Below are 16,060 nucleotides of genomic sequence, written 5' to 3'. Positions count from 1 at the left end.
CGCGACTAATGGAAGCGGCGCACGGTCAGCTGGCTCAGCTCGCCGAACCCGTTGAAGCGGGTGTTGGTGACGGTCGAATAGGCGCCTGCGCCGTGAAAGATGACGTAATCCCCCTCGGCGATGTTTTCGGGCAGCGAGATCTCGCCCGGCAGCCGGTCCACCGAATCGCAGGTCGGGCCAAAGACGACGCGGCCGGGGCCGTTTTCACCGCGCGGCTCGCCCTGCGGGGTCAGCACCTCGACCCGGTCCAGATTGCCGATCACCGGCAGTTCGTTCATCGAGCCGTAAACGCCGTCGTTCAGGAATACCGATTGCCCGTCGCGCACCGCCTTGACGCGGGTGATGATGGCAAAGGCATCGGCGCAAAGCCCGCGGCCGGGTTCGCAGACCAGCACGGGCGCGTCATGGCCAAAGACCCGCGCCGTGGTGCGCCCGATCAACTCGAAGATCGCGCGCAGGTCGGGTTCGACCCCGTGCACCCGCCATGACGGAAACCCGCCGCCCACGTTCAGCCGCCGCGGGGTCACGCCCGCCATGGCGGCGATCTCGGCCGCGGTGCGGATATACTGTTCCCATGCGGCGGGGTCGGTGCATTGCGTGCCGGGGTGGAAGGTCAGCGAGGGCACATAGCCGCGCGCCGCCACCTCGCGCAGCAACTCGGCCGCCAGCTCGGGCGTGGCCCCGAATTTCGAGCCGAAATCATAGGCCGCCCCCGGCACCGGCAGCTTGAAGCGGGGCGAGATCTCGCAGCCCTCGGGGGGCACCTGCTGGAACAGCTTGTCCAGCTCGCTGCGGCTGTCCACCGACCACGCCTTGATCCCGGCGGCCACCGCATGGGCGATTTCGGCGCGCGAACGCACCGGGTTGTGGTAATGCCGCGCCGCATGGGGGGCGAGCCGCCCGATCAGGTCGATCTCGAACGGCGAGGCCACGTCAAAGCCAGTGATCCCCGCCGCAACCAGATTGCGGATCACCGCCGCGTCGGGGTTCGACTTGACCGCATAGGTCACCAGCCCCGGAAACCCGGCGATGAATTCCCGCGCGCGCTGCTCCAGCACGTCGGGCGCAAAGACCAGCACCGGGTGTTCCGGTTGCAGGCTGCGGATGATCTCGGCGGGGTTGTCCCAGACGGTCGCGGCCGGCTGGCCTTCGTCAAGTCCCATGCGCAATCCTTTCATTCCCTGACCGGGGGTATACCACCGCACAACGCGAGACGCGCCCTATGAGGCGCAAATATTACGATTGAAAGGATGGATTGTCGCGTGATCTCGGTTAAAATGATCGAAAGCACCGGCAGATAGACGGGCAAAACCATGGATGAGACCGACCGTGCCATCATTGCGCAGCTTGGACAGGATGCCCGCATGTCGGTCGCGCTGCTGGCGCGGCGGCTGAAACTGGCGCGTTCCACCGTGCAGGCGCGGCTTGAGCGGCTGGAAAGCTCCGGCGCCATCGCCGGTTACACGCTGCGTCTGGGCGAGGCCGCGCGCATCACCCGCATCCGCGCCACCTGCATGTTGACGATCGAGCCGCGCGCGCAGCCCTCGATCCTGGCGCGGCTGCGGGCGCTGCCGGCGGTCGAGCGGGTGCACACCACCAGCGGCCGTGTGGATCTGCTGGTGCAGCTGGGTTGCACCTCGACCACCGAACTGGACGAGGCGCTGGACCGCATCGGCAATCTGGCAGGGGTGCGGTCGTCGGAAAGCCTGGTGCATCTGTCCACCAAGCTGGACCGGGCGGTTTAGGCGCCCTCTTTCCCCGCGGCCCGCGGCTCGTTAAACGGGGGCCAAGCAAGGGGATCTGACGCATGAGCATGGAAAAGACCTTCGACGCCGCCACCGCCGAGGCCCGCATCGCGGCAGCATGGGCGGACAGCGGCGCCTTTGCCGCCGGTGCCAACGCCCGGGCGGGGCAGCCCGCGTTTTCCATGGTAATCCCGCCGCCGAACGTCACCGGCAGCCTGCATATCGGTCACGCGCTGAACAACACCTTGCAGGATATTCTGGCCCGCTGGCACCGGATGCGCGGCTTTGACGTGTTGTGGCAACCCGGGCAGGACCACGCCGGCATTGCCACCCAGATGGTCGTCGAACGCGAACTGGCGAAAGACCCCTCCAACCCCACCCGCGCCGAGATGGGGCGCGAGGAATTCCTGCGCCGCGTCTGGGACTGGAAGGCGCAGTCCGGCGGCACCATCATCGGCCAGCTCAAGCGGCTGGGCGCCAGCCTCGACTGGTCGCGCAATGCCTTTACCATGTCTGGCGCCCCCGGCGCGCCCGCGGGCGAACAGGGCAATTTCCACGATGCGGTGATCCGGGTCTTTGTCGATATGTATGACAAGGGGCTGATCTATCGCGGCAAGCGGCTGGTCAACTGGGATCCGCATTTCGAGACTGCGATTTCGGACCTTGAGGTCGAAAGCCGCGAGGTCGACGGCCAGATGTGGCATTTCAAATACCCGCTGGCCGGGGGCGAGACCTATGAATACGTGGAACGCGACGCCGACGGCAACGTGACCCTGCGCGAGACGCGGGATTATATCTCGATCGCCACCACCCGCCCGGAAACCATGCTGGGCGACGGCGCGGTCGCGGTGCACCCGGATGATGCCCGCTATGCCCCCATCGTCGGCAAGCTGTGCGAGATTCCGGTGGGGCCGCAGGCGCATCGCCGCCTGATCCCGATCATCACCGATGATTATCCCGACCCCGATTTCGGCTCGGGCGCGGTCAAGATCACCGGGGCGCATGATTTCAACGACTATGGCGTGGCGCTGCGCAACGGCATCCCGCTGTATGCGCTGATGGACGGGCGGGCGCGGATGCGCAGCGACGGGCTGTCCTATGCGGAATCCGCCGCTATCGCGACCCGTGCCGCGGCCGGGGTGGATGTGGGCGACGTGTCTGCGGTCAACCTCGTCCCCGAGGATCTGCGCGGGCTGGACCGGCTGGACGCCCGCGCCCGCGTGGTCGCCGCGATCAACGCCGAGGGGCTGGCGGTCACCGACGCCGACGGCAACCCCTATGTCGAGCGCAAGAAGATCATGCAGCCCTTTGGCGACCGCTCGGGCGTGGTGATCGAGCCGATGCTGACCGACCAGTGGTTCGTCGATACCGCCGCCATCGTGCAGCCCGCCATCGACGCGGTGCGCGACGGCCGCACGCGCATCCTGCCGGAGCAGCATGAAAAGGTGTATTTCCACTGGCTGGAAAATATCGAGCCGTGGACGATCTCGCGCCAGCTGTGGTGGGGGCACCAGATCCCGGTCTGGTATGGCCTGAACCTTGCCGCCGACAGCTTTACCGACGACGAGGGCGACGATGCGCTAAGCCCGATCGAGCTGCTGCGGCTGCTGGGCGACGACCAGCTGGTGAAGGCGGGCGATCTGCACCACGCCGCCGCCCATTTCGACGATCTGGTCGAGGCATTCCGCGCCGACATCGCCGGGCTGCCGCATCCGTTGCAGGTCAGCCGCGTGATCGAGGTCGCCGACCGCGAGGCCGCGGTGGATGTCTTTGCGCAGGCGCTGGCCGACTATAACCTGACGCAAGACCCGACGCGGCTGGTCTATCCGGTCTGGCGCGACCCGGATGTGCTGGACACGTGGTTCTCGTCCGGGCTGTGGCCCATCGGGACGCTGGGCTGGCCCGAGGACACCGCAGAGCTGCGGAAATATTTTCCGACCGACACGCTGATCACCGGTTTCGACATCATCTTTTTCTGGGTGGCCCGGATGATGATGATGCAGTTGGCGGTGGTGGGCGAGGTGCCGTTCCGCACCGTCTATGTCCACGGGCTGGTGCGCGACGAAAAAGGCGCCAAGATGTCCAAGTCCAAGGGCAACGTCATCGACCCGCTGGAGTTGATCGACGCTTACGGCGCCGACGCGCTGCGCTTCACCCTGACCAGCATGGCCGCGATGGGCCGCGACCCCAAGCTGGGCCCGAAACACGTCGAGGCGAACCGCAATTTCGTAACCAAGATCTGGAACGCGGTGCGGTTTGCGGAAATGAACGGGGTGTTTGCGGCGCCCTCGGGTCAGCCGCAGCCAGTGCATACCGTGAACCGCTGGATCATCGGCGAGACCGCGCGGGCGCGGATAGCGCTGGACGAGGCGCTGGCGGGCTATCGCTATAACGAGGCCGCGCAGGGGCTTTACGGGTTCATCTGGGGCAAGCTCTGCGACTGGTATGTGGAATTTGCCAAGCCCCTGTTCGATGGCGAGCACGCCGAGGAAACCCGCGCCACCATGCGTTGGGTGATCGAGCAGGCCATCACCATGGCGCATCCGGTGATGCCCTTTGTCACCGAGGAAATCTGGGCGCTGACCGGCAGCCGCGACCGGATGCTGGTGCATGGCGACTGGCCCGAATACGGCGCCGAGTTGATCGACGCCGGTGCCGACCGGCAGATGAACTGGGTGATTGGGCTGATCGAGGATATCCGTTCGGCCCGCGCCCAGATGGGGGTTCCGGTGGGGGCAAAGCTTGACCTGATCGTGACCCAGGCGGATGCGGCCGCGCGCGAGGCGCTGGCGGCGAACGCGCCGCTGATCGAGCGGCTGGCGCGGGTAAATGCCCCCATGGACGGCACGGCCGGGCGCGGGATGATCGCAGTGGCGGCGCCGGGCGCGTCGTTTGCCCTGCCCATCGGCGAGGTGATCGACGCAAGCGCCGAAGCCGCGCGGCTGGAAAAATCGCTGGCGCGCAGTGAAAAGGACGCGGGCGGCCTGCGCGGCCGTCTGGGCAACCCTCGTTTCGTGGAAAATGCCGACGCCGAGGTCATCGAAGAAACCCGCGGCAAGCTGGCGGCGCTGGACGAGGAAATCGCCCGCACCCGCGCGGCGCTGGAGCAGCTGCGCGCGATGTGACACCGGGGTGCCCCTGCGGCGCGCCCCGAGTCGGGTATTTGGGCCAGAAAGAAGCCCTTGCCGGATCAACTGGGGCGGAAGCCTGTCGGGATGCGGTCGGAGTCGTTCAGGATCAGCTCGGCCAGCATCGCGGCGACGGCGGGGGCCATGGCAAAGCCGATCTTGAAGCCTCCGTTGGCGATGAAATGCCCCGGGCGACCGGGCCAGCGGCCGACCAGCGGCGCGCGGCTGGCGGCGCGGGGGCGGATGCCGGCCCAGCGGTCCAGCACCCTTGCCCCGGCCAGTTGCGGGCACAGCGCGCGGGCGCGGGCGATCAGCGCATCGAGCTGGTCGTCGGTGGCGGTATCGTCGCGCCCCGGCTCGCTGGTCGAGCCGATGGCGGTGGTGCCGTCGGCGTGGGGGACGATATGCAGCCCCTCGGCGAACACCTGCGGCGCGTCGGGGGCGGCGTGGGCCAGCAGCGCCGACTGGCCGTGGACCCCGTCGCCGGCCTTGTGGCCGAGGTCGCGGCCCAGATCCGCCAGCCCTTGCGCCCCGGTGGCCCAGATCGCGCCCTGCGGCAGATCCTCGGGGCGCTGGAGGCCGGCTGATTCGACGATCTCGCCGCCGCTGGCGCGGATCGCAGCGGCCAGCGCGGCACAGGCGGCGCGGGGCGAAATCCGGGCGGTGAGGTTGTCGGCGAGCCACAAGCCCGAGGCACTGTCCGGCACCAGCGCCCCCGTGGGCGCATCGGTCAGCGTCATGCGGAAGGGCGCGGGCCAGTCCTGTGCCGCGGCCTGCACGCGGGCGCGCGCCTGAGCCTCGGCCCCCGGGGCCACGGGTTGCAGCCGGCCGCGGCGCGCGTAGCCGGGATCGGTGCCGCCGATGCTGCGCACCGTGTCCCACCAGCGTTCCGCCGCGATCAGCGCGTCCAGCTGGGTCTGTTTCTTGGGGTTCCACGCCCCCGGCGCATGGGGGGATAGCGCGCCGACCGTGCCGCCGCTTGAGCCCGCAGCGACGCGCTCGGCCTCGATCACCGTCACCCGCGCGCCGCGCCGCGCCAGTTCCCACCCGCAGCACAGCCCGAAGATGCCGGCGCCGATCACCGTCAGATGTCTTGCCAAGCCCGGTTTCCCCCGTCATCAGGCTGCGTTGGCAGATGGGGTAGCGCTTATGTGCGGGGACGAAAAGATGCCCGGTGGCGGGGTCGAGTGGCGTGGCGCGGTCCCGGTCTCGAACCGCTTTGACGATCCGTATTTCAGCTTGGCGGGCGGGCTGGAGGAAACGCGGCATGTGTTTCTGGCCGGCAACGATCTGCCCGCGCGGCTGCGGCCGGGGTTCCATGTGGCCGAGACCGGGTTCGGCACCGGGCTGAACCTGTTGGCGCTGGCGCAGCTGGCCGAGGTGCCGCTGCGCTTTACCAGTTTCGAGGCGTTCCCGCTGGACGTGGCCACGCTGGCCCGTGCCCATGCGGCTTTTCCCGAGCTTGCCAGGCTGTCGGCGCAGCTGCGCGCGGGCTGGGGCGCGGCGCGCTTGCAGGTCGGGCAGGTCACGGCAACGGTCATCTTGGGCGATGCGTGCGAAACCCTGCCTGCGTGGCAGGGACGCGCCGATGCGTGGTTTTTGGACGGGTTCTCACCCGCCCGCAACCCCGAGCTGTGGTCGGATACGCTGCTGGCCGAGATCGGTCGCCACACCGCGCCGGGCGGGACATTCGCCACCTATACCGCCGCCGGCCATGTCCGCCGCGCGCTTGAGGCCGCTGGGTTCAGCGTAACCCGCAGCCCCGGATTTGCCGGCAAGCGCCACATGAGCCGCGGCATCCTGCGCTAGGGGCGGCGCACCGGCGGGATGCGGCTGGGGGCAAAGCGGCTGGGCGGATGCGGCGGCTGTCCGTGGGTGCGGGTCCAGAACGCGGGGCCGCCCAGCCACAGGAACCGCGCCAGCGTCAGCACCACCCCGGCCGCAAATCCGCCCGCATGTGCCCAATAGGCGACGCCGCCGCCCGCGCCCGACATGGCGTATCCCGCCGCCAGTTGCAGCCCGAACCAGCCCAGCAGCATCAGCCAGGCCGGCAGGGCGATCACCCGCACCAGCACCACCACGATGACCAGCACATCCACCCTTGCCCGCGGAAACAGCAGCAGATAGCCGCCCATCACCCCGGCGATCGCCCCCGAGGCGCCGACCATCGGCACGCCGGGATCCGGCTCGGCCGCGATCTGCGCCCCTGCCGCGGCCAGCCCGCAGGCAATATAGAACAGCAAGAACCCCAGCCTTCCGAACTGATCCTCAAGATTGTCGCCGAAGATCCACAGAAACAGCATGTTCCCGGCAAGATGCAGCAGCCCGGCGTGCAGGAACATATGGGTCAGCAGCCCCCACAACAGATCCCCCTGCATGACGGCGGCCGGGTAAAGCGCAAGCTCTGTCCACAACCGGGCAGAGGTCTGATCCAGCGGCAGGGTCAGCAGGAATATCGCAACATTCGCCACAATCAGCGCGGGAACGACCACCGGGCGGCTTTGTGAGGGGTTGTGATCTCGGATTGGGAACATGGGGCGTGATGATCCGGGCAGGGCAGGGCAGGGGGCGGGGGTCGGCCCTTGGCCTCATGCCACAAATCCGCGACGCCGCCCACCGCGCGAAAAAACGGGCGCAAAAAGCCGCGCGAACGCCGCTACAGCCCGGCCAGCAGCGCCTCGGTCAGCGGATGGTCGGGCATGGCCAGCCCCGCAACCACGTCCAGATGGTGGCGCCCCGGCTCGACAGTCAGGGTCGAGCGGCGGGGCATCCCGGCCCATGCGGCATGCAGCAGCTGCGACTGCCGGATAAACACCGGCCGCTCATCACCCCCGACCCACAGATGCAGCTCGCACCCCGGCACGGGCAGATGGAACAGAGGGCTTTCCGCGCGCGCGGTGGTGTCGTCCAGCCCCAGGTCGTCGCGCATCGCGGTCAATTGCAGCGGACGCAGGTCGAACAGACCCGATATCGGCAGACAGCGCGCCACCCGCGCCAGAACCGGCGCCGGCAGGGGGCTGTCGCCGCAGACCAGCCGCGCCGCCAGATGCCCGCCCGCGGAATGACCGCTCAGCACGATGGGGCCGGAAACCTCGCCCGCCGCAGCCGTGACCTGTGCAGCGATACGGTCGCGCATCTCGCGCAGGCCCGCGCCGGGCGCCAGCGGATAAGAGGGCAGCAGAACCGCCCAGCCACGCGCCAGCGCGCCCTGCGCCAGATGCGAGAACCACGAGGGGCCGAACTTCATCCAGTAGCCGCCATGGACGAACACCATCAGCCCGCGCGGCTTCCCCTCGGGCAGGTAGAGCTCGGCGTCGCGATGCTCTTTCTTCTGTCCGAAAATATCCCGGGGGCCCGGGGGCTGGCCCCCGGTTCCGCGCAGGCCGTCCCGAAACTCTGCCGCCGCCTGCGCCCAGACATCGGGAAACCCTGCGCCGCCGGGGATATGGGCGATATTGGCATAGGCGTCGTCCCAGTCGGTGATCTGGGCGACGCAGGTTTCGCCGCCGTTCATTCCGGCTTGACCTTGGCGGCGGTGCCCTTGGCAAACGCTTCGAGCCGGGCCTTGGCGGCCTCTTGCGTGTTGACGACGCCGGCGACCACCGCCTCGGCGTAGGCTGCGTCCAGCGCGCTCATGTTCTGCATGTGGCTGATGGCCGAACAGATGGCAAAGTTCGACAGCGGCGGGTTCTGGGCGGCGGCGCGGGCGATCTCATAGGCTTTCGCCTCGGAATCCTCGACCAGATATTGCGCCAGCCCCACGTCCACCGCCTCTTGCCCGCGGTAAAGCCGCCCCGACAGCATCATGTCGATCATCCGCGCCTTGCCGATCAGGTCGGCCACGCGGATGGTGGCGCCGCCGCCGGTGAACAGCCCGCGCTGACCCTCGGGCAGGCCGAAATAGGTGGTCTGGTCCGCGACCCGGATATGGGCCGAGGAGGCCAGTTCAAGCCCGCCGCCGACGACCGCGCCTTTCAGCGCCGCGATCACCGGCACGCCGCCGTATTCCATCTTGTTGAACGCCTCGTGCCAGCGCATGCAGACATGCATGAAATCCGCGGCGCTGCGGTCGGCGTGGTAGTGTTCCACCAGATCCAGCCCGGCGCTGAAATGCGTGCCCTCGCCGCGCAGCACGCAGGCGCGCACGCCCGAACGGGGCAGCAGCGAAAACACGTCCACCAGTTCCTCGATGGTGGCGGCGTCCAGGGCGTTGCGCTTGGACGGGCGGTTCAGCGAGACCGTGGCGATGCCGTCGTCGTCCACCGTGACAGCCAGGTTTTCAAGCCTCAGATCGGACAGGTTGCGCATGGTTTCAGCCTTTCGGAATCAGGTGGATGACATAGGGGATGGTCAGGATGCTGACCCCGGTTGAAACGAGGATCGCGGCCGAGACCCTTTGTTCGGCCAGCTGGAAGTGGTGGGCAAGGATATAGACATTGCCCGCCACCGGCAGCGCGGCGGCGGCGACCATCACCCCCGCGGCCACCGGGTCCACCGCCAGCGCCCATGCGGCCAGCGCCACCGCGGCCGGGTGCAGCGCCAGCTTGGCGGTGCTGAGCCACGCCGCAGGTCCGACCCGCCGCGCCGGGCGATGCGCAAGCGAGGCGCCGATGGCGAACAGCGCCCCCGGCGTGGCCGCACCCCCCAGCAGCGACATGAACTGCGCCGCCGGCTGCGGCAGCGGCAGTTGCAGCCCCGCCCACAGCAGCCCGGCCGCCATCGCGACGATCATCGGGTTGCCGATAATCCCGCGCAAGGCCGGCAGCAGCGTGCCCGCACCGATGCGCCCATGGCGCGCGGCGGCGACGATCAGGGTGATCAGGGTGGTGAACACGACCAGATCCAGCGTCAGCACCATCAGCACCGGCCCGACCGCCGCCGGCCCCAGCAGCACCACCAGCATCGGCACGCCCAGAAACCCGGTGTTCCCGGTCATTGCCGTATGCGCCAGCATCGCGGATTCCGCGGGGCTTGTGCCCCGGTTGCGGGCGATGGCGGCGACCAGCAGCCACACCGCGGCCGAGCCGCCCACATAGGCCAGCGCAAATCGCAGGTCGAACAGCGCCGCGATGTCCAGCTGCGCGGCAAAGCCGAACAGCATCGCCGACAGCGCGAAATAGAACACGAAACGGGTCAGCGCCGCGGTGGCGGGTTCGGAAAACATCCCGATCCGGCCTGCCGCCCAGCCGGTGGCGATCAGCGCAAAGAACGGCAGGGTTTGCAGAAAGATCGCCAGCATGGCGTTCCCTCCTTTTTCCCGGCCGCCGTCCGGCGCGCACAGAACCATTCCCCGCGCGCGGGCGCAAGATCAACCGCGGCGGACCAGATAGCGGCGGGCGCCGTCGGGCAAGGGGGCCGAGAACAGCAGCTCGTGCCCTGCTTCGGCGCAGAAATGCGGCACGTCCAGCACCGCCGCCGCGTCGGTCGCCTCAAGCGCCACCACTGCGCCGGGGGCGAGTCCTTGCAGTGCCCGGCGCAGCCGCAGCACCGGCAGCGGGCAGAGCAGGTGGCGGGCGTCAATCCTGGCCGCCGGGGCGGGGTGCGTGGCCGGGGTCGTCACGGGATCAGGGGCGGGCATCGTTGGCTCAGGCCGCGGCGTCGCGGGGGCGCAGGCACCAGTCGGTGGCGCTGTCCCAGTCCAGCAGCGTGGCCTCGCCGCCGGTGAAATCAAGAAAGCCGGGCAGATAGTCGGGGGCAACCGCGGTCAGCACCGGAATGCCCTGGGCCAGCGATTCGGCGATCACCTCGCGAAAGCCGCGGCCCAGCGATTCCTGCTTGCCGAACTTGTTGAGCAACACCAGATCCGCGCCCGCCAGCGCCGACAGCGCCAGCGCGACGGCGCGCTCCAGCGCGTCCGGGTCCAAGCGGCAGCCGCGCGACCCCGGCCCCAGCGACTGCGAGATACGGATCGGCGCGGTATCCGTGCCCAGCACCGACAGATCCATGTCGCAGGCGCAATCGCCGCCGCCGCTGTTGACCTGCACCGCGCCGCCCAGCCGCAGCCCGCGCCCGGCCAGCAGGCGGGCAAGAGCGGCCATGCGGTCGCTGCCGTCGGTATCGTCGTGGATCACATAGCCCAGCATGGCCGCGATCCTACGACCCGCCCGGCGGCGCGGCAAGCGGGCGCAAGGCCGCAGCTGCTTGCAGCCCCCGCGGCCCCGGCGCAGAGTGCCGCGCATGGACGGAAGGATTGCGGGAATCGTGCTGGCCGGGGGGCAGTCGCGCCGGATGGGCGGCGGCGACAAGGGGCTGCTGGACCTTGGCGGGCAGCCGCTGATCGCCCATGTGATCGCGCGGCTGGGCTGCGCGCGGGCGATCAGCGCCAATGGCGACCCGGCGCGCTATGCGGGGTTTGCCCTGCCGGTGCTGCCCGACAGCATCGCGGGCTGGCCGGGGCCGCTGGCGGGGGTGCTGGCGGGGATGGACTGGGCGGCGGCGCAGGGCATCGGGCGCATCGTCACCGCCGCCGCCGACACACCGTTCTTTCCGCGTGATCTTGCGGCGCGGTTGGCGGGGGTGCAGGCGCCGGTTGCGATGGCCACCTGCGAAGGGCAGGATCACCCCGCCTTTGCTGCCTGGGACGTGGCGCTGCGCGAGGATCTGCGCGCGGCCTTGGCGTCGGGCACGCGGCGGATGCGCGACTGGATGGACGCGCAGGGCGCCGCGCGCGTCGAGTTCGCGGCAGGGCCCGAGGGCGCGGACCCGTTCTTCAACGTCAACGCGCCCGCTGATCTGGAAACCGCCCGTGCGATGCTGGCCTCTGCCGCCGGGCGGGGCGCATGATGAAAGCCCCGCAATGGACCTGAAATCCGCCCTGATGGGCCTGGGCTTTGCGGCGATCTGGGCCTCGGCCTTTACCTCGACGCGGATCGCGGTGGTCGAGATGCCGCCGCTCTTGGCGCTGGTGATCCGCTTTGGCATCTCGGCCGCGATCGCGATGGGGCTGGCCTGGGCGATGGGGCAGTCGCTGCGGCTGAGCCGGGCCGAATGGCGCACGGTGATCGTGTTCGGCCTGTGCCAGAACGCGCTTTACCTGGGGCTGAACTGGACCGCGATGCAGTGGGTCGAGGCCTCGGCCGCGTCGATCATCGCCTCGATGATGCCGCTGATGGTGGCCTTTGCCGGCTGGGCGGTGCTGGGCGAGAAGCTGCGCCGGCAGGCGGCGCTGGGGCTGGTGGTCGGCGTGATCGGCGTCGTCATCATCATGAGCGTGCGGCTGTCGCAGGGGATGCATCTGGGCGGGCTGCTGATGTGCCTGGCGGCGGTGGTGGCGCTGGCCGTGGCCACAATGGCGGTGCGCAACGCAGGCGGCGGCGCGAATGTGCTGATGATCGTGGGCTTGCAGATGGCGGTGGGGGCGGCGGCGCTGGCGCTGCCCTCGGCCGCGCTGGAATGGGGCCGGCCGTGGGAATGGAGCGGGCGGCTGATCGGCGCGCTGGCCTATTCGGTGCTGGTGCCGGGGATTTTTGCCACCTTCATCTGGTTCCGGCTGGTCACGCGGATCGGGGCCGTGCGGGCGGCTGCGTTCCATTTCCTGTCGCCGCCGCTGGGCGTCGCCATCGCGGCGCTGTGGCTGGGGGAAAGTTTTGGCTGGTCGGATGTGATCGGCTCGGCCGTGGTGGCGGCGGGGATCCTGATGGTGCAGCTGGCGCGGGTGCCGCCTGCCGACCCCATCGCCCGGGCCGGCGGCTGAGCGTATGCAAAACGGGCCGCCGGGATGGTCCCGACGGCCCGTGGTGATGCTGTGGCGCCGCGTCAGAAGCGGTAGTTCACGCCCAGCTTGATGTTGGAGTGTTCGGGCGTCGCAACCGAGACACCGGCAATTGCAAGAGCGCCTGTTGGCAGGTCCAGGTCGGTCTTGCCGAAATTGGCATATTCATATTCGCCGGTGATCGACCAGTGCTCGGACAGGCGCTTTTCCACGCCCAGCCCAACGACATAGCCGTTGGCGGTATAATCCACATCGGTTCCCGCGACGTCATAGGTGAAATCGCCCCGCTGCCAGCCGGCGATCCCGTAAAACAGCAGATCGTCCTGAACCAGATAGCCGGCCTTGAGCCGCAGCGCGATCATGTGGTTGACCTTGGATTCAAAGCGACCGGCGTCGAAGTCGAAGGAATCCTTGATGCTGCCGCCGGTGACGCCCAGTTCAGGCCCGTAAACCCAGCGGTCGCGCTGCCAGGCATAGCCCAGCCGCAGGCCCAGATTGGCGCCCGACAGCTCGGCCTTGCCCAGATCCGCGCCCGGCGGGCGGTTGCCGATGCGGTCGTCGCCGCCGAACGCATAGCCCAAAGTCGCGCCGACATAGCCACCCTGCCAGGCGGCGGGGGCGGGGGCGACGACCGGCTCGACCTCGATCATGGGGGCGACATAGCCGCCGGCATGGGCGGCGGGAATCGTGAAAATGGTGGCAGCAGCAGCGGCTGCGATGAACTGGATACGCACGTTTGACCTCGAGTCGAGAAATGCAGGGTGTTTGAGGCTTCTGCCTGTTAACAAAGCCAAAGTTTCATAAAAAGCAGAGATTCACAATAAACCCGTAGCCGCCTGAGCGGCGGACTCTTGCCGCCGCCTTGCCATATTGGCCGCGCTGCGGGTGTTTTTACGGATTTTGGGGCGGTTGCGGCCGGGAGTTTTCGGCAACAGGTTGAATCGGCGGTGAAAAATTTCCCCAACCCGCCGGATTCAGCGCTGTTGCCGGAATGTCACGCGTCGAGGTTTTCGACGCTCAGCGCGTTCTGCTGGATAAAGTCGCGGCGCGGTTCGACCACGTCGCCCATCAGCTTGGTAAAGATGTCGTCGGCCTCGGCCACATCCTCGACCCGGACTTGCAGCAGGGTGCGGGCATCGGGGTCCAGCGTGGTTTCCCACAGCTGTTCGGGATTCATCTCGCCCAGGCCCTTGTAGCGTTGCAGCGACAGGCCCTTTTCACCCTCGGCAAAGATGGCGTCCAGCAGCGAAAGCGGGCCGGTGATCGGCTGTTCGCGGTCGCGGCGGACCAGCAGGGGGCGGCCGGCATAGACCTCGCGCAGGGTTTCGGTCATCTGGCCAAGCCGCCGGCTTTCGGCCGAACGCAGCATCGGCCCGTCCAGCAGCCGCGATTCCTCGACCCCGCGCAGCACTCGCGACAGGCGGATGCCGCCGTCCTGGGTGGGGAGCGAGGTCCAGCCGCGTTCGTATTCTGCCGCGATCAGGTCCAGCCGCTGCGCCACCGCAGCGCCGACGCCCGCTGCATCCTCATCGACGGCGCCGGCAAGCAGCGCCCCGGCGATCGCCGCCTGTTCGGTGATATGGGGCGGGTAATGCGTCGGATAGGCCTGGATGATCCGGCGGGCCAGCCGCGCCTCTTCGACCACGCGGGCCAGATCGGCGCCGCTGATTTCCTCGCCCGAGGCCAGCCGCAGCGTCGTGCCCTCGATTCCCTGCTGGATCAGGTAGTTTTCCAGTGCGGCCTGATCCTTGAGATAGACCTCGGACCGGCCGCGCGCGACCTTATACAGCGGCGGCTGCGCGATATAGAGATGCCCTGCGTCGATCAGTTCCGGCATCTGCCGGAAGAAGAAGGTCAGCAGCAAGGTGCGGATATGCGCGCCGTCCACGTCCGCATCGGTCATGATGATGATCTTGTGGTAGCGCAGCTTGTTCAGATTGAACTCGTCGCGGCCGATGCCGGTCCCCAGCGCGGTGATCAGCGTGCCGATCATGTCCGACGACAGCATCCGGTCGAAGCGCGCCCGTTCCACGTTCAGGATCTTGCCCCGCAGCGGCAGCACCGCCTGATTCTGGCGCGAGCGGCCCTGCTTGGCGGAACCGCCGGCAGAATCGCCCTCGACGATGAACAATTCGGCCAGCGCGGGGTCTTTTTCCTGACAGTCGGCCAGCTTGCCGGGCAGGGACGCCACGTCCATCGCGGTCTTGCGGCGGGTCAGTTCGCGGGCCTTGCGCGCGGCCTCGCGCGCAAGCGCGGCCTCGACGATCTTGCCGACGATGATCCGAGCCTCGGCGGGGTTTTCCTCGAACCATTCGGCCAGTTTCTCGCCCACGAGGTTTTCCACCGCCGGGCGCACCTCGGACGAGACCAGCTTTTCCTTGGTCTGGCTCGAAAACTTGGGGTCCGGCACCTTGACCGACAGCACGCAGGTCAGCCCCTCGCGCGCATCGTCGCCGGTAAAATCGACCTTTTCCTTTTTGGCGATTCCGCTGTCCTGCGCGTATTTGGTGATGACGCGGGTCAGGGCGCCGCGGAAACCGGCCAGATGGGTGCCGCCGTCGCGCTGCGGGATGTTGTTGGTGAACGGCAGCACGTTTTCGTGGTAGCTGTCGTTCCACCACATCGCCACCTCGACCCCGATGCCGTTGCGTTCGCCGGTCATGAAGATCGGATCGGCGATCAGCGCGGATTTCGAGCGGTCGAGAAAGCGCACGAATTCGCGCACGCCGCCTTCGTAGAACAATTCGGTGCGCAGCGGCTCGGCGGGGCGTTCGTCCTCAAGCAGGATGCGCACGCCGGAATTCAGGAACGCCAGTTCCCGCAGTCGGTTTTCCAGCGTCTTGAACTGAAAGTCGCGGTTCAGAAAGGTGCCGTCGGGGCTGTCCTCTTTCGAACTGGCAAGGAACCGCACCTCGGTTCCCTTTTCGCCCGGTGCGGCGTCGCCGACCACGCGCAGATGCTCGACCGTCTCGCCATGTTCAAAGCGGACGAAATGTTCCTTGCCGCCCCGCCAGATGCGCAGTTCCAGCCAGTCGGACAGTGCGTTGACCACCGACACCCCGACCCCGTGCAGCCCGCCCGAGACCTTGTAGCTGTTGGAATCGAATTTTCCGCCGGCGTGCAGCTGGGTCATGATGACCTCGGCGGCGGACACGCCTTCGGTCGGGTGCATGTCCACGGGGATGCCGCGGCCGTTGTCGCGGACCGACACGCTGTTGTCGGCGTGGATCCGGACATGGACGTAATCGGCATGACCGGCCAGCGCCTCGTCGATGCCGTTGTCCACGACCTCGGTCACCATGTGGTGCAGACCCGACCCGTCGTCGGTGTCCCCGATATACATGCCGGGCCGCTTGCGAACGGCCTCGAGTCCCTTGAGAACCTTGATGGAGTCGGCGCCGTATTCGACCGGCTGCGCGGTGGCTGCGCTCATACGTCTTGGTATCCTGCGATTGATGCGCCTCATATAGAGCGCC

The 16,060-nt window shown here is 68.3% G+C and carries 15 protein-coding genes; 5 read left to right on the top strand and 10 right to left on the bottom strand.

All coding sequences use genetic code 11. The annotated features are described in order from the left end of the window. Window positions 1-5 precede the first annotated feature (5 nt). Window positions 6-1,163, bottom strand: a complete 1,158-nt coding sequence (locus tag BLW83_RS08625; RefSeq protein WP_090847713.1) for a type III PLP-dependent enzyme — start codon at window positions 1,161-1,163, stop codon at window positions 6-8. 150 nt (window positions 1,164-1,313) lie between these two features. Between BLW83_RS08625 and BLW83_RS08620 the strand changes: the two genes are divergently transcribed. Together BLW83_RS08620 and BLW83_RS08615 are read left to right on the top strand one after the other, a co-directional pair. After that, a complete protein-coding gene (locus tag BLW83_RS08620) occupies window positions 1,314-1,745 on the top strand; it encodes an Lrp/AsnC family transcriptional regulator (RefSeq protein WP_090847711.1) in 432 nt (143 codons plus the stop codon). Window positions 1,746-1,807: 62 nt separating this feature from the next. Next, a complete protein-coding gene (locus BLW83_RS08615; RefSeq protein WP_090847709.1) occupies window positions 1,808-4,870 on the top strand; it encodes a valine--tRNA ligase in 3,063 nt (1,020 codons plus the stop codon). Window positions 4,871-4,935: 65 nt separating this feature from the next. On the opposite strand, the gene BLW83_RS08610 is transcribed toward BLW83_RS08615, so the two are convergent. Then, window positions 4,936-5,973 carry an NAD(P)/FAD-dependent oxidoreductase gene (locus BLW83_RS08610; RefSeq protein ID WP_090847707.1) on the bottom strand — a complete coding sequence of 346 codons (1,038 nt, stop codon included), beginning with the start codon at window positions 5,971-5,973 and terminating at the stop codon, window positions 4,936-4,938. A 67-nt stretch (window positions 5,974-6,040) separates the two neighbouring features. Here BLW83_RS08610 and mnmC2 point away from each other — a divergent pair, with 67 nt between their 5' ends. Beyond that, a complete protein-coding gene (mnmC2, locus tag BLW83_RS08605; protein WP_090847705.1) occupies window positions 6,041-6,682 on the top strand; it encodes a tRNA (5-methylaminomethyl-2-thiouridine)(34)-methyltransferase MnmC2 in 642 nt (213 codons plus the stop codon). On the opposite strand, the gene BLW83_RS08600 is transcribed toward mnmC2, so the two are convergent. The 6 genes from BLW83_RS08600 to BLW83_RS08575 form a co-directional block, all read right to left on the bottom strand. After that, window positions 6,679-7,407, bottom strand: a complete 729-nt coding sequence (locus tag BLW83_RS08600) for a rhomboid family intramembrane serine protease (protein ID WP_090847702.1) — start codon at window positions 7,405-7,407, stop codon at window positions 6,679-6,681. The two genes, mnmC2 and BLW83_RS08600, sit on opposite strands and share 4 nt — an antisense overlap. A gap of 122 nt (window positions 7,408-7,529) precedes the next feature. After that, window positions 7,530-8,387: an alpha/beta hydrolase gene (locus BLW83_RS08595; RefSeq protein WP_090847700.1), complete on the bottom strand. Its 858-nt coding sequence runs from the start codon at window positions 8,385-8,387 to the stop codon at window positions 7,530-7,532. Then, window positions 8,384-9,181, bottom strand: coding sequence for a crotonase/enoyl-CoA hydratase family protein (locus BLW83_RS08590; protein ID WP_090847698.1), 798 nt, complete (start codon window positions 9,179-9,181; stop codon window positions 8,384-8,386). Before BLW83_RS08590 ends, BLW83_RS08595 begins: the two co-directional genes overlap by 4 nt. Before the next feature lie 4 nt (window positions 9,182-9,185). Further along, entirely contained in the window at window positions 9,186-10,112 is a 927-nt protein-coding gene (locus tag BLW83_RS08585) for an AEC family transporter (protein WP_090847696.1), read from the bottom strand. 69 nt (window positions 10,113-10,181) lie between these two features. Then, window positions 10,182-10,451 carry a sulfurtransferase TusA family protein gene (locus tag BLW83_RS08580; protein ID WP_090847694.1) on the bottom strand — a complete coding sequence of 90 codons (270 nt, stop codon included), beginning with the start codon at window positions 10,449-10,451 and terminating at the stop codon, window positions 10,182-10,184. 7 nt (window positions 10,452-10,458) lie between these two features. Next, window positions 10,459-10,956, bottom strand: coding sequence for a DUF2478 domain-containing protein (locus tag BLW83_RS08575; RefSeq protein WP_090847691.1), 498 nt, complete (start codon window positions 10,954-10,956; stop codon window positions 10,459-10,461). Between the two features lie 94 nt (window positions 10,957-11,050). Here BLW83_RS08575 and mobA point away from each other — a divergent pair, with 94 nt between their 5' ends. Continuing rightward, entirely contained in the window at window positions 11,051-11,656 is a 606-nt protein-coding gene (gene mobA / locus BLW83_RS08570) for a molybdenum cofactor guanylyltransferase MobA (RefSeq protein ID WP_090847689.1), read from the top strand. 13 nt (window positions 11,657-11,669) lie between these two features. After that, the gene (locus BLW83_RS08565) at window positions 11,670-12,566 is read left to right on the top strand and encodes a DMT family transporter (RefSeq protein WP_090847687.1); all 897 of its coding nucleotides are present in this window, start codon (window positions 11,670-11,672) and stop codon (window positions 12,564-12,566) included. A gap of 62 nt (window positions 12,567-12,628) precedes the next feature. On the opposite strand, the gene BLW83_RS08560 is transcribed toward BLW83_RS08565, so the two are convergent. Together BLW83_RS08560 and gyrB are read right to left on the bottom strand one after the other, a co-directional pair. After that, on the bottom strand, window positions 12,629-13,318 hold the full coding sequence (locus tag BLW83_RS08560) for an outer membrane protein (RefSeq protein WP_245728734.1): 690 nt from the start codon (window positions 13,316-13,318) through the stop codon (window positions 12,629-12,631). A gap of 260 nt (window positions 13,319-13,578) precedes the next feature. Next, complete coding sequence (gyrB, locus tag BLW83_RS08555) at window positions 13,579-16,017, bottom strand: DNA topoisomerase (ATP-hydrolyzing) subunit B (protein ID WP_090847685.1); 2,439 nt, start codon at window positions 16,015-16,017, stop codon at window positions 13,579-13,581. Window positions 16,018-16,060 lie beyond the last annotated feature (43 nt).

The sequence above is a fragment of the Paracoccus alkenifer genome (assembly GCF_900108405.1).
Lineage (GTDB): Bacteria > Pseudomonadota > Alphaproteobacteria > Rhodobacterales > Rhodobacteraceae > Paracoccus > Paracoccus alkenifer.
This window is presented reverse-complemented; position numbering and strand designations above follow the sequence as displayed.